The organism is Microvirga sp. RSM25 (assembly GCF_044784385.1).
GTDB lineage: Bacteria > Pseudomonadota > Alphaproteobacteria > Rhizobiales > Beijerinckiaceae > Microvirga > Microvirga tunisiensis.
The window spans coordinates 4,171,770-4,183,863 of record NZ_CP173039.1; the positions used below are offsets into that span (position 1 = coordinate 4,171,770).

A 12,094-nucleotide genomic window follows, 5' to 3' on the forward strand; every position below is an offset into this window, starting at 1 on the left:
GGAGGTAGAAAGCGAGCTCGAAGCCAGCACGAGACCGCCACAGCAAAAAGCCCGGCGCGATGGCCGGGCTTTTCGTTGTTCGAGTGTCGTCGGCGCTTACGCCACGTATTGTCCGTGGCAGTGCTTGAACTTCTTGCCCGAGCCGCAGGGGCAAGGCTCGTTTCGGCTGACCCGGCCCCAGGTGGAGGGGTCGTTCGGGTTGCGGGACGAGGCCGGATCCATCTCGGCGGCAGCGGCGGCAAAGCCGAGGGCCGAAGCGGCTCCGAGAGCATTGCCCTGGGCCAGATCGAACTCGTTCTCGCCGGTGGCCGGATCGAGATGCTGGGCGAACATGGGCGGGAGTCCCTGCGGCTCCGGCTGCTGGAACACCACCTGGATGCGCATGAGCTGGCCCGTCACCTGCTCGCGCAGATGGCCGATCAGGGCATTGAACAGCTCGAAGGCCTCGGACTTGTACTCGTTCAGCGGATCGCGCTGGGCAAGGCCGCGCCAGCCGATGACCTGACGCAGATGGTCGAGGGTCACGAGATGTTCGCGCCACAGGTGATCCAGGCTCTGAAGCAGAACCTGCTTCTCCACGTAGTTCATGACCTCGGACGTATTGGCCTCGACGCGCTGGGCGTAAGCCTCGTCGGCCGCCTTGGTGATGCGCTCGCGGATCTCATCGTCGGCGATGCCCTCTTCCTTCGCCCAATCCTCGATCGGCAGATCGAGATTGAGGAAGTTGACGACGTTCTCCTTCAGGCCGGCCACGTCCCATTGCTCGGCATAGGCGTTCTCCGGGATGGCACGGGAGACGACGTCCTCGATGACGCCATGGCGCATGTCGTCGATGGTCTCGCGCACGCTCTCTTCCGCCATGAACTCCTTGCGCTGCTCGAAGACGACCTTGCGCTGGTCGTTCATGACGTTGTCGTATTTCAGGATGTTCTTGCGGATGTCGAAGTTGCGCGCCTCGACCTTCGCCTGCGCCCGCTCGATGGCCTTGTTGATCCACGGGTGGATGATGGCCTCGCCTTCCTTCAGGCCGAGCTTCTGCAGCATGCCGTCCATGCGGTCGGAGCCGAAGATGCGCATCAGGTCGTCCTGGAGCGACAGGTAGAACTTGGAGCGGCCCGGATCGCCCTGGCGGCCGGAGCGGCCGCGCAGCTGGTTGTCGATGCGGCGGGATTCGTGGCGCTCGGTGCCGAGCACGTAGAGGCCGCCGGCGGCCAGCGCCTTCTCCTTGAAGGAGGCAACCTCTTCGAGAATCTCCTTTTCGCGGCGGGCGCGCTCCTCGCCCTCGATGCCGACCAACTCGCGCTCGACGCGCATCTTGGCATTACCGCCGAGCTGGATGTCGGTGCCGCGGCCGGCCATGTTGGTGGCAATCGTGATCGCGCCCGGCACGCCGGCCTGGGCGACGATGAAGGCCTCCTGCTCGTGGAAGCGGGCGTTCAGCACGGCGAAGTGCTTGGTCCCCCGGCCCGCCCGCGCGTCGCGGTAGAGGGGCTCGAGCGCCTGCGGGTTCTCGAAATCGATGAGGGTATAGCCGTCCTTGATCAGAAGTTCGGCGAGAAGCTCCGACTTCTCGATCGAGGTGGTGCCGACCAGGATCGGCTGGCCCTTGGCCGAGGCTTCCTCGATATCGCGGATGACCGCCTGGTAGCGCTCGTCCATGGTCCGGTAGACCTCGTCGTCGTCGTCGATGCGAGAGACGGGACGATTGGTCGGGATCTCGACCACTTCGAGGTTGTAGATTTCCAGGAACTCGTCGGCTTCCGTCGCCGCGGTGCCGGTCATGCCCGCGAGCTTGTCGTAGAGGCGGAAGTAGTTCTGGAAGGTAATCGACGCGAGGGTCTGATTCTCGGGCTGGACCTGGACCTTCTCCTTGGCCTCGAGCGCCTGGTGCAGGCCTTCCGAGTAGCGCCGGCCCTGCATCATGCGGCCGGTGAACTCGTCGATGATCACTACTTCGCCGTTGCGGACGATGTAGTCCTTGTCGCGCTGGAACAGTGTGTGGGCGCGCAGCGCCTGGTTCATATGGTGGACGAGGGTAGCGTTCTGGGCGTCGTAGAGGTCGCCCTCCTTGAGCAGGCCGATCTCCCGCAGAAGCGCTTCGATCTTCTCGGTGCCATCTTCGGTGAGAGCCACGGAACGCTGCTTCTCATCAAGCTCGTAATCGCTCTTGTTGAGGCGTGGGATCACCACATCGATGGCATTGTAGAGCTCGGATCGGTCGTCGAGGGGACCGGAGATGATGAGCGGCGTACGCGCCTCGTCGACCAGGATCGAGTCCACCTCGTCCACGATGGCGAAGTTGTGGCCCCGCTGGACCATCTGCGCCATCTCGTACTTCATGTTGTCGCGCAGATAGTCGAAGCCGTATTCGTTGTTGGTGCCGTAGGTGATGTCGGCGGCATAGGCTTCGGCGCGCTCGACATCGTCGAGCCCATGGACGATCACCCCGACGGAGAGACCCAGGAAACGGTAGATCTGGCCCATCCACTCGCTATCGCGGCGGGCGAGGTAGTCGTTGACCGTCACCACGTGGACGCCCTTACCGGCCAGGGCGTTGAGGTAGACCGGCAGCGTCGCCACCAGGGTCTTGCCTTCACCGGTGCGCATTTCGGCGATCGAACCCTCGTGAAGCACCATGCCGCCGATAAGCTGCACGTCGAAGTGGCGCTGGCCCAAGGTGCGCTTGGCCGCCTCGCGGACGGTGGCGAAGGCGGGGACCAGGATATCGTCCAGGGTCTTGCCGGCGGCGAGCTGGGCCTTGAAGTCCTCGGTGCGGGCACGGAGCTGCTCGTCGGACAGGGCCTCCAGCTCGGCCTCCATCGCGTTGATGGCCGCAACCTTCGGCCGATAGGACTTCAGACGGCGATCATTGACCGAGCCGAAGATTTTCTTCGCGAGAGAACCGAACATCGAGAGCCTTCAGAATTCCAGAATGCACGAGAAAGGGGCGTTTGCGCCGCCTTATAGACCTAATTACGCCAGAACGCATCTTAAAGACTGTGCCCGAGTGGCGCAGCCTCAAGCCGGCCCGGAGGACCGTTCAAGACCCCGCGAGCGGCGATGCTGTGACATAAATATGCCATCACTTGCAAACGTAAACACATTCGGCCATCTGATCGTCGCTGTCCGTGGGCGATCACGCTCACCAGAGGAAACCACATGTCTCGCTCACTCACGTTCCGGAAGAGCCTTCTGACCCTCAGCGTCGCCCTGCCGATCATGGCTGGGGCTGCCCTCGCCCAGACCCCTCCCGCGCCAGCTACGTCCCCTGCGGCCGTGCCCGCCGTCGATCCGGCCAAGGTGATCGCCCGTGTCAACGGCGTCGACATCACGGAAGGGGATCTCGCCCTCGCCGCCGAGGATCCGGCCCTGCAGATGCCGAACGTTCCGGAAGCTCAGAAGCGCGACCTGCTGACCGGCTACATGATCGACCTGAAGCTCGGAGCCAAGGCTGCCGAGGCGGCCAAGGTCGGCAGCGGCGCCGAATTCACCCGCAAGCTCGCCTATAACCGGGACAAGACCCTGCTCGACGAATACCTCGACCAAGAGGCCAAGAAGGCCGTGACCCCGGAAGCCGCCCGCAAGCTCTATGACGAAACCGTCAAGAGCGTGCCCACCGAACAGGAAGTCCGCGCCCGCCATATCCTGGTCGAGAACGAGGACGAGGCCAAGAAGATCGCTACCCGCGTCAAAGGTGGCGAGGATTTCGCCAAGGTGGCCGGCGAGGTCTCGAAGGACCCCGGCTCCAAGACCGACGGCGGCGACCTCGGCTTCTTCACCAAAGACCGTATGGTCGAGCCCTTTGCCGAGACCGCTTTCAAGCTCGAGCCCGGCCAGATCTCCGATCCGGTGAAGAGCCAGTTCGGCTGGCACGTGATCAAGGTCGAGGAGAAGCGCGCCAAACCCGCTCCGACCTTTGACGAGACCAAGGACCAGGTCGAGACCTACCTTGCCCGCAAGGCGCAGCAGGACCTGATCATGGGCCTGCGCAAGAACGCAAAGATCGAGCGTCTGGACGACAAGGGCAACCTCGTCGAGCAGAAGCAGCAGTAAGCTTTTCTGTTTTCAGACACGTTCAGGGCGGCCTCCGGGCCGCCCTTTTCATTTGGAGCGTCATTCCCGGCTGGAACGAAGCGGAGAGGAAGGGGATCCGCTTGCCCGCTCAGCGCGCATCAGTAGATCCCCTCCCCTCGGCTTGAAGGCTCGCCGGGGATGACATGGCCTCAGCAGGTCATGTCACTTGTTCGTACGCCCCATCCGGTTCGGATTCACGCCGCCCTCGCGGTTGGTCTGGTTCTCGACATCGCCCTGGAAGGTCGAGCCGCCATCGAGGTCGCGCGGGTCTTCGCCGGTCATGTAGGAGCCCTTCGAGCGCCCGACGCCGGGATCGACATCGAGGTCGCTGCGAGGACGTTCTTGCGGTTGAGTCTTAGGATGCTTGCCGGTCACAGGATGTCTCCATCGTTCTCGGATCGGGTCAACGACGGCACCGAACGGTCGTTCCGACGTTTTCGATTCCATCGCGGTGAAGCTTTGACTTGACAAAAAGCCTTAAAAAACCACAGGTCGCGGCTCGCAACGTCGTATCCCAACAGCTCTCTTCGAGTTCGTCCATGTCCAAGACCGTGTCTCCGCTCGCGCCCAAGTCGTTTCCGACACTTCCCGCCATCGACGGCGTCAGAATCGCAACGGCGGAGGCCGGCATCCGATACAACAACCGAACCGACGTTCTCTATGTGACGCTGCCCAAGGACACGACCGTAGCGGGCGTGTTCACCCGCTCCAAATGCCCCTCGGCCCCGGTCGACTGGTGCCGCAAGAATCTCGCCAAGGGCGCTGCCCGGGCGCTGGTGGTCAATTCCGGGAATGCCAACGCCTTCACCGGCAAGAAGGGCTCGGAAGCCGTCAAGCTCACGGCCGACATCGCCGCCGAAGCGGCAGGCTGCCGGGCCTCGCAGGTCTTCATCGCCTCCACGGGCGTGATCGGCGAACCTCTCGATGCGACGAAGTTCGAGAACGTGCTAACAGCTTGCGAGAAGAAGGCTAAGCCCACCGCCTGGCTCGATGCTGCCAAGGCGATCATGACAACCGACACCTTCCCGAAAGTGGCGACCCGTACGGCCACCATCGGCGGTGTCGAGGTCACCATCAACGGCATCGCCAAAGGTGCCGGCATGATCGCTCCGGACATGGCGACCATGCTCTCCTTCATCTTCACCGATGCTCCTATCGCGGCCCCTGTGCTTCAGACCCTTTTGAAGAAGGGCGCCGACAAGAGCTTCAATTGTGTAACGGTGGACAGCGATACCTCCACCTCCGATACGCTCCTGTTCTTCGCGACCGGCGCGGCCGCCGCCAAGGGCGCGCCGACGATCTCCCTGCCGAGCGACCGGCGCTTGAAGGAGTTCCGCGGCGCGCTGGAAGGGCTGTTGTGCGACCTTGCCCAGCAGGTCGCCCGCGACGGTGAGGGCGCGCGCAAGTTCGTGACCGTGAGAGTGACGGGCGCCACCGGTGCGACCTCGGCGAAGCGCATTGCCATGGCGATTGCCAATTCGCCGCTGGTGAAGACGGCGGTGGCCGGCGAGGACGCCAATTGGGGCCGCGTGGTGATGGCCGTCGGCAAAGCCGGCGAGCCGGCCGAGCGCGACAAGCTCGCGATCTGGTTCGGCGACATCCGCGTCGCCGTCAAAGGCGCCCGCGATCCGGAATACGATGAGGCGAAGACCTCCGCCTACATGAAGGACGACGAGATCACGATTCGCGTCGACTTGGGTCTCGGTCGGGGCGAGGCCACCGCATGGACCTGCGACCTCACCAAAGCCTATGTGGAGATCAACGGCGACTACCGGAGCTGATCCTGATCACGGAACGACGGTGACTGTCATCTTCGAAGTGACACGCATCGGACCACCATACTGGTCCGTTCCGACGATTGCGTAGGAGAACTCGTCCGGCCCCTGATAACCGGGTTTGGCCACATAAAAGGGCATGATGCCACGCACGCCTGCCATTCCTGCCTTCGGCTTCTGGACAATGACTGCTTCGGTGATCGCGCCCTGGATGCCATTGAGGCCGAACCCGCAACCCTTGCCGGCCTTGACAGTCATCTCGCCTTCCACATTCGCGACATGCGAGTTGAACATCATGGGCGTGACGACACAATCTTGAGCTTGTGCATCGCCTCCAAAGGACGTGCAGGCAAAGCCGAGAATAGCCAGGAAGACGTGCTTTCTCATAGGATCCTCCAATGCGATAGATATGTTATCTCATATCACAAGCTATCTGTCGTGGAAGATCCGCTTAGCAAGAAGGCAATTGTGCCAGTGGAAACCGGCTTGTGCTCGGGTACACATGAAGCCGTCGGAGGGCACGCGAAATTCGATTCGCTCTGGCTCGTAAGCACGCTAAGAGACCAAGAACACTCATTCAACGCCACGCTCTCAAGCGGATCTCATACGTGCCCCCTCTCAAGCTCACCCTCGTCGTTGCCGTCGCCCTGATCGACACGGACAACCGCATCCTTCTGGCCCAGCGGCCGGAGGGAAAGCAGCTCGCCGGCCTGTGGGAGTTTCCCGGCGGCAAGGTAGAGCCAGGCGAGCGGCCGGAGGAGACGCTGATCCGCGAACTGCGCGAGGAACTCGGCATCGCGGTGAAGGATCCCTGCCTCGCGCCGCTGACCTTCGCGAGCTACCCGTACGAGACCTTCCATCTGCTCATGCCGCTCTATGTCTGCCGCCGTTGGGACGGGTTCGTACAACCGCTCGAGGGCCAGGCCCTGAAATGGGTCAAGGCGCAGGAGCTGCGCAGCTATCCCATGCCGCCCGCCGACGAACCGCTGATCCCATTCCTCGTCGATCTTCTCGGGCCTTGAAGGACGTCCATGTCCTCGCAGAATGCCGGAGCCATTGCGTTGACGCCTGCGCCAAGTGCGGCCTTCGTCATCTCCAACCTGCTGGTCTGCTCATTCCTGTGGGGCAGCTCGCTCCTGCTCGTGAAGTTGAGCGGCAACCTGAGCCCGTTCGTGCTCGCCGCCATGCGTGGCCTGATCGGAGCCGCCACTCTTTCGCTGTGGTTCAGTCTTCAAGGCAAGAGCATCCTGCCGCAGCGGCACGAATGGCGCATCTGGGCCGTGCTCGGCACCCTCAACGGCTGGCTGCCGAACGTGCTCCTGGCCTATGCCCTGACGCAGATCTCCACGGCTCCTGCCGCCATGATCCAGGCCTCGTCCCCGCTGATCGTCACCGTGCTGTCGCATCTGCTGTTCGCCGATGAGCGGCTAACGCCGCAGCGCTTCGTGGGCGTCCTCATCGGCTTCCTCGGCATGGGGATTTTAATCGGTCCCGCTGCCCTGCCGGACAGCGGCATCAATGCGACGGGCGCGCTCCTCATGGCGGCGGCGGCCTTCAGCTATGCGACGGCGAATGTCTTTGTCCGCACCGTCAAGCAGGCAGATCCGGCCAGGATGGCCCTCGGCCAGCAGATCTGCTCCGGCTTTGCCGCGACTTTGCTCGCCCTCATCGTGGTCGGCCCTGAAGCCTTTGCTCCCGTTCCGTCACGCCTCGGGCCGCTGCTCGCGCTCGGCGCCCTGTCCACGGCCCTGCCGATCCTGCTGTTCATGCACCTGATCCGCCGCATCGGCCCGACCCGCGCCTCGATGGTGGGCTATCTCGCGCCGGTCTGGACCACCATCATGGCGGTGCTGTTTCTCGATGAGAGCGTCGGCCTGCGCGAACTCGCCGGGGGCGCCGTAGTGCTGACAGGTGTGGCACTCGTGTCCTTGGGCGGAAGACTCAAGCCAGTTCGTTGAGCATCGCGCGCGTCGCAGGCGGGATCTCAACCGGACGGTGGGTGGCTCGGTCCACATAGACATGGACGAAATGGCCGTGGGCCGAGGCCTGATCGGCGCCGGCCTTGAAAATCCCGATCCGGTAACGCACCGAGGAGCGCCCGAGATGCGCGACAGCGATGCCGGCTTCGAGCACCTCCGGAAAAGCGACGCTCTCGAAATAGGTACAGCCCGATTCCACCACGAGACCGATGACAGGGCTGTCAGCGATGACGAGCAGACCTTTCTCGACAAGCAATCCGTTCACGGCGCTATCGAAGTAGGAGTAATAATGCACGTTGTTCACGTGCCCATAGGCATCGTTGTCCATCCATCGAGTCGCGATGGGGCGAAAGAGCCTGAAGGCGGAGCGGGCGGGACGCGCGGGCCGGTCTGACATGAGAGTTGTCACCAAGCCGCTTCATAGATTGCGCGCGCATCCTCCAGGGTGAGCGGACGCGGGTTGTTCACGAGAAGGCGCGTCTGCTTCATGGCGTCCTCGGCCATCATCGGCACCGCATCCTGCGGAATGCCCACGTCGCGCAGGCGTGGGGGAAGCCCGACCTTGGCGCACAAGGTGGAGAGCGCCTCGACGAAGGCCGATGCCGTGGCGCGGCCTTCGATCTCCGGAAAGGCATGAGGCGCAAGCTCCGCATAGGCTGTCTCGCAGGCACTGGCGTTGAAGCGCAGCACATGCGGCAGCACTAGCGCATTGGAGAGCCCGTGCGGAATGCCGAAATGGCCGCCGATGGGATAGGCCAGCGCGTGAACGGCGGCGACCGGCGAATTGGCGAAGGCTTGGCCCGCGAGCATGGAGCCGAGCAGCATGGCCGAGCGGGCCTCGATATCGTGGCCGTGGTGCACGGCGCGCTCGATGTTGCGGCCGAGCAGGCGCAGGGCTTCCTTCGCCAGCGCCTGCGAGACTGGATTGTTGTTGGGGCTCGTCGAGGTATAGGCCTCGATCGCATGAACCATCGCGTCTATGCCGGTTGCCGCCGTCACATGCGGCGGCAGGTTCATGGTGAGATCGGGATCGAGCAGTGCGATATCGGGAATGATGAGCGGCGAGACGACGCCCTTCTTCTCATGGGCGCCGGTGGTGACGATGGAGATCGGCGTGACCTCCGATCCCGTGCCGGCGGTTGTGGGAATGGCCAGCAGAGGCAGCCGCGGCCCTTTGGCGATGCCGACGCCGTAGATCTCAGGGAGCCTCTCGTTGCTCGCGGCGAGAAGCGCCACGAGCTTCGCCACATCGATGGAGGAGCCGCCACCGAAGCCGATGACGGCGCGCGCTTCGAAATCCCTCGCCTTGGCGACAGCCGCCAGCACCACGTCCTCGGGCGGATCGGCAACGACTGCATCGAACACGTCGACCGCGATGCCTGCCTCCTCCAGCACATGGAGAGCCGGGGCGATCAGCCCGGCCTTTACAAGTCCCACATCGGTGACCAGGAGCACGCGTGGTCCAAGGCGCTGGGCCGCGATCTCGCCCAGGCGCGCGATACTGCCGGAGCCGAAGATGAGCGAAGGGGCGGTGTTGAAGGTGAAGGGCGACATGGAATTTCCCAAGGTAGGGGTCCTTTGCGCCGGAGATTGCCTCGGCCTTGGCGGGCCAGCAACCCGCCTCCGCTTCAGCCATTAGGAGAAGGGCTACGGCAGCACTTCAAAAGGCGCATCTTTTTGTTCTCGGAAGACCAAGGCTGGTCTTCGCTGACGCGCCCTTCGGTTCTCACGATGCGCTAGTCCTGGAACTCCTCAATGGCATCCACCTTCTCCGGATAGAAGGCCAGGTGCTCCTTGATGGCGACGACGGAGGGAGCGGGCTCCTCATAAGTCCAGGCGGCGTTCTCCCGCACGAGCCCGCCGCCGTTCACGGTGAAGTAAGACGCGTCGCCCTTGTAGGGGCAATGGGTGTGATGATCGGTGGAGTCCAGCAGATCCATGTGCACGTCCTCGCGCGGGATATACAGCACGGGCGGGAGGGTCGCCTCCTGCAGGGTCAGGGCCTCGGTCGTTTCGGCGATGATGAAGCCGCCGAGCATGACACGGATACGGTGCGGGTTCTTCGTGACGGTGATCGGATGATCCGGGCCGGGCTCTTTCATGGCGTTCCACTTTCCAGGAGGGTCCTCTGGAGAATGAACATAGGGCAACCTGGTTGCAGCCAAAGGCCGCGAGGCTCACCCGCCTTTCGGCTCGTCCTCGGGCCCGCCCTCCTTCACGCCGAGCGCATCGGCGAGCCTAACCTTGGCGGAGCCGGGGCGCAGCGGCTTCTGCTGGCTTTCATGCGGCGTCCAGCCGGACAGCCAGACGATCTCGAAGGTCGCCGGAATGCGGCCATCCGCATCGCCGAACCTCTCCGCATAAATCTCCGCCGTCCGCATCAGGGTCGCGCGCCGGAGCGGGGTTTTGCGCCGGTCATGCAGGGCGTTGGTCAGTCCCATCCGGCGCAGGTCCTGCATGAGCGCGAAGGCATTGGCATAGCGGACCCGGACGACGTCCGAATCGGTAACCGGCAGGGCGAAACCCGCGCGCTGCAACAGGCCGCCGATGTCGCGAAGGTCGGCAAAAGGCGCCACGCGAGGGCTCACGCCGCCCTCGATCTCGGCTTCCGCCTGCGTCAGGGACTGGCGCAGCTCGGTCAGGGTCGAGCCGCCCAGAAGTGCCCCGATGAACAGGCCGTCGGCCTTGAGCGCGTGGCGAATCTGGATGAGCGCCCCCGGCAGATCGTTGACGCCGTGCAGGGAGAGAAGAGAGACCGCGAGATCGAAGCGCGCACCGGAAAACGGCAGGCGCTCCTCGTCTCCGAGAATGCTGCCCGCCTCCGGCACGGACGCCAGGCGGATCACGGTCTCGGCGCGTCCGGTCCGGCGCAACATCTCGGCGGCTATTGGCGTCGGCGTGCCGACATCGAGCGCCAGGGAAAAGGTCCGCAGCACCGTGGAAAGCCGCTCCTCCAGATCTTCGACCGCGCGAACCAGGAGAAAATCGGCATAGCCCTGGTTCAGCGCACGGGCCAGCCTGCGGCGGACGAGGGAGCGGTCGAAGACGAGGGGCGTGTTCATGTGGCGCTCGATATGGCGTGTGCCGGGCCAAGAACCAAGGATTTTTTGTCCTTTCAGGGAGAGAGATGTCAGGAGCCTGCTCATCGGCTAAGCTCGATCCATGCGCAAGCCTCTCGAAATCCAGTCAATCCCGCTGAGTGCCCGCCTCCGCTCGGGCACGAGAGGCATGGCGCGTGGCTCTCGGCCTTCTCTACCCGCCGACCTGCGTCACCTGCCAAGCCGCCACCGGGGAGCCTCATGCCCTGTGCGCCGCCTGCTGGTCGAGCATCCGCTTCATTGAGCGGCCCTTCTGCGAACGGTTGGGATTGCCCTTTGCCGTTGATCTCGGCCAGCCGCTCCTCTCGCCCGCCGCCATCGCAGACCCACCGGTCTTCGGGCGCGCCCGGGCCGTGGCGGAATATGACGGGACCGCGAGCCTGCTCGTGCACCGCCTCAAATACAACGATCGTCTGGAGCTCGCCCGTGCCATGGGCGGCATGATGGTCCGGGCCGGCGCGGAACTGCTGGCCGATGCCGACGTGATCGTGCCGGTGCCCCTGCATCGTTGGCGGCTGTGGTGGCGGCGCTTCAATCAGGCGATGGCCCTGGCTAGGGTGGTCTCGTGCGAAAGCTGCGTGCCCTGCGATCCCTTCCTGCTCGCCCGTGTCAAGCGCACCCGCCGTCAGGTCGGGCTCACCAAGGCGCAGCGGCAAGACAACCTCCAGGGTGCCTTCCGCGTCCCCACCGAGGCGAAGGCAAAGCTCAAGGGCAAGCGGGTGCTCCTCGTCGACGACGTGCTGACCACCGGCTCCACGGCCAATGCGGCTTCGCGGGCGCTCCTGCGCGGAGGCGCCGCCTCGGTGGATATTCTGGCCTTTGCCAGAGTTGTTCAGGAGTTGTGATGGGAGCCCAAAGCTTCCTATATCCTGACCATCAAAGGAGAAACCTCTGTCATGCCGTCCGTCACGATCTACACGAAGAACTGGTGCCCCTATTGCTCGGCTGCCAAGAAGCTTCTCGACGAGAAAGGTGCCGCCTTCACCGAGATCGACATCGAAAAGAAGCCGGAAGCCCGCGCGGAAATGATCCAGAAGGCAAACGGCCGCTCCACCGTTCCGCAGATTTTCATCGGCGAAAAACATGTCGGAGGCTGCGATGACCTGTATGCTCTTGATGACAGGGGCCAGCTTGAGCCTTTATTGCAGGCCTGACGGAGACCAGAATT

The 12,094-nt window shown here is 63.8% G+C and carries 13 protein-coding genes; 6 read left to right on the top strand and 7 right to left on the bottom strand.

What is annotated here, in order from left to right; all coding sequences use genetic code 11:
• Nucleotides 1-96 precede the first annotated feature (96 nt).
• On the bottom strand, nucleotides 97-2,910 hold the full coding sequence (gene secA, locus ACD578_RS19760) for a preprotein translocase subunit SecA (RefSeq protein WP_404287784.1): 2,814 nt from the start codon (nucleotides 2,908-2,910) through the stop codon (nucleotides 97-99).
• Nucleotides 2,911-3,159: 249 nt separating this feature from the next.
• Here secA and ACD578_RS19765 point away from each other — a divergent pair, with 249 nt between their 5' ends.
• On the top strand, nucleotides 3,160-4,053 hold the full coding sequence (locus tag ACD578_RS19765) for a peptidylprolyl isomerase (RefSeq protein ID WP_152714395.1): 894 nt from the start codon (nucleotides 3,160-3,162) through the stop codon (nucleotides 4,051-4,053).
• Nucleotides 4,054-4,236: 183 nt separating this feature from the next.
• On the opposite strand, the gene ACD578_RS19770 is transcribed toward ACD578_RS19765, so the two are convergent.
• Nucleotides 4,237-4,449 carry a hypothetical protein gene (locus tag ACD578_RS19770; protein ID WP_404287786.1) on the bottom strand — a complete coding sequence of 71 codons (213 nt, stop codon included), beginning with the start codon at nucleotides 4,447-4,449 and terminating at the stop codon, nucleotides 4,237-4,239.
• A 164-nt stretch (nucleotides 4,450-4,613) separates the two neighbouring features.
• Here ACD578_RS19770 and argJ point away from each other — a divergent pair, with 164 nt between their 5' ends.
• Nucleotides 4,614-5,855, top strand: a complete 1,242-nt coding sequence (gene argJ, locus ACD578_RS19775) for a bifunctional glutamate N-acetyltransferase/amino-acid acetyltransferase ArgJ (protein ID WP_404287788.1) — start codon at nucleotides 4,614-4,616, stop codon at nucleotides 5,853-5,855.
• 6 nt (nucleotides 5,856-5,861) lie between these two features.
• On the opposite strand, the gene ACD578_RS19780 is transcribed toward argJ, so the two are convergent.
• Nucleotides 5,862-6,236 carry a hypothetical protein gene (locus ACD578_RS19780; RefSeq protein ID WP_404287790.1) on the bottom strand — a complete coding sequence of 125 codons (375 nt, stop codon included), beginning with the start codon at nucleotides 6,234-6,236 and terminating at the stop codon, nucleotides 5,862-5,864.
• 221 nt (nucleotides 6,237-6,457) lie between these two features.
• Here ACD578_RS19780 and ACD578_RS19785 point away from each other — a divergent pair, with 221 nt between their 5' ends.
• A complete protein-coding gene (locus tag ACD578_RS19785; protein WP_404287792.1) occupies nucleotides 6,458-6,871 on the top strand; it encodes a (deoxy)nucleoside triphosphate pyrophosphohydrolase in 414 nt (137 codons plus the stop codon).
• 9 nt (nucleotides 6,872-6,880) lie between these two features.
• Nucleotides 6,881-7,807, top strand: a complete 927-nt coding sequence (locus ACD578_RS19790) for a DMT family transporter (RefSeq protein WP_404287794.1) — start codon at nucleotides 6,881-6,883, stop codon at nucleotides 7,805-7,807.
• Here the strand turns inward: ACD578_RS19790 and ACD578_RS19795 are convergent.
• The 4 genes from ACD578_RS19795 to ACD578_RS19810 form a co-directional block, all read right to left on the bottom strand.
• Nucleotides 7,791-8,225, bottom strand: coding sequence for an acyl-CoA thioesterase (locus tag ACD578_RS19795; RefSeq protein WP_404287796.1), 435 nt, complete (start codon nucleotides 8,223-8,225; stop codon nucleotides 7,791-7,793). The two genes, ACD578_RS19790 and ACD578_RS19795, sit on opposite strands and share 17 nt — an antisense overlap.
• Nucleotides 8,226-8,233: 8 nt before the next feature.
• The gene (locus tag ACD578_RS19800; protein WP_404287798.1) at nucleotides 8,234-9,382 is read right to left on the bottom strand and encodes an iron-containing alcohol dehydrogenase; all 1,149 of its coding nucleotides are present in this window, start codon (nucleotides 9,380-9,382) and stop codon (nucleotides 8,234-8,236) included.
• A 182-nt stretch (nucleotides 9,383-9,564) separates the two neighbouring features.
• A complete protein-coding gene (locus ACD578_RS19805; protein ID WP_404287800.1) occupies nucleotides 9,565-9,930 on the bottom strand; it encodes a DUF427 domain-containing protein in 366 nt (121 codons plus the stop codon).
• 75 nt (nucleotides 9,931-10,005) lie between these two features.
• A complete protein-coding gene (locus tag ACD578_RS19810) occupies nucleotides 10,006-10,890 on the bottom strand; it encodes a class I SAM-dependent methyltransferase (RefSeq protein ID WP_404287802.1) in 885 nt (294 codons plus the stop codon).
• Nucleotides 10,891-11,063: 173 nt separating this feature from the next.
• Between ACD578_RS19810 and ACD578_RS19815 the strand changes: the two genes are divergently transcribed.
• The gene (locus tag ACD578_RS19815; RefSeq protein WP_404287804.1) at nucleotides 11,064-11,771 is read left to right on the top strand and encodes a ComF family protein; all 708 of its coding nucleotides are present in this window, start codon (nucleotides 11,064-11,066) and stop codon (nucleotides 11,769-11,771) included.
• 51 nt (nucleotides 11,772-11,822) lie between these two features.
• Nucleotides 11,823-12,080 (top strand): glutaredoxin 3, encoded by a 258-nt coding sequence (gene grxC / locus ACD578_RS19820; RefSeq protein WP_404287806.1) that lies wholly within the window; start codon nucleotides 11,823-11,825, stop codon nucleotides 12,078-12,080.
• Nucleotides 12,081-12,094: the final 14 nt, after the last annotated feature.

Bases quoted from the DNA above. Each gene is read 5' to 3' on its own strand.
- secA (WP_404287784.1), bottom strand. From the start codon at position 2,910: ATGTTCGGTTCTCTCGCGAAGAAAATCTTCGGCTCGGTCAATGATCGC.
- ACD578_RS19765 (WP_152714395.1), top strand. From the start codon at position 3,160: ATGTCTCGCTCACTCACGTTCCGGAAGAGCCTTCTGACCCTCAGCGTC.
- argJ (WP_404287788.1), top strand. From the start codon at position 4,614: ATGTCCAAGACCGTGTCTCCGCTCGCGCCCAAGTCGTTTCCGACACTT.
- ACD578_RS19780 (WP_404287790.1), bottom strand. From the start codon at position 6,236: ATGAGAAAGCACGTCTTCCTGGCTATTCTCGGCTTTGCCTGCACGTCC.
- ACD578_RS19790 (WP_404287794.1), top strand. From the start codon at position 6,881: ATGTCCTCGCAGAATGCCGGAGCCATTGCGTTGACGCCTGCGCCAAGT.
- ACD578_RS19795 (WP_404287796.1), bottom strand. From the start codon at position 8,225: ATGTCAGACCGGCCCGCGCGTCCCGCCCGCTCCGCCTTCAGGCTCTTT.
- ACD578_RS19800 (WP_404287798.1), bottom strand. From the start codon at position 9,382: ATGTCGCCCTTCACCTTCAACACCGCCCCTTCGCTCATCTTCGGCTCC.
- ACD578_RS19805 (WP_404287800.1), bottom strand. From the start codon at position 9,930: ATGAAAGAGCCCGGCCCGGATCATCCGATCACCGTCACGAAGAACCCG.
- ACD578_RS19810 (WP_404287802.1), bottom strand. From the start codon at position 10,890: ATGAACACGCCCCTCGTCTTCGACCGCTCCCTCGTCCGCCGCAGGCTG.
- grxC (WP_404287806.1), top strand. From the start codon at position 11,823: ATGCCGTCCGTCACGATCTACACGAAGAACTGGTGCCCCTATTGCTCG.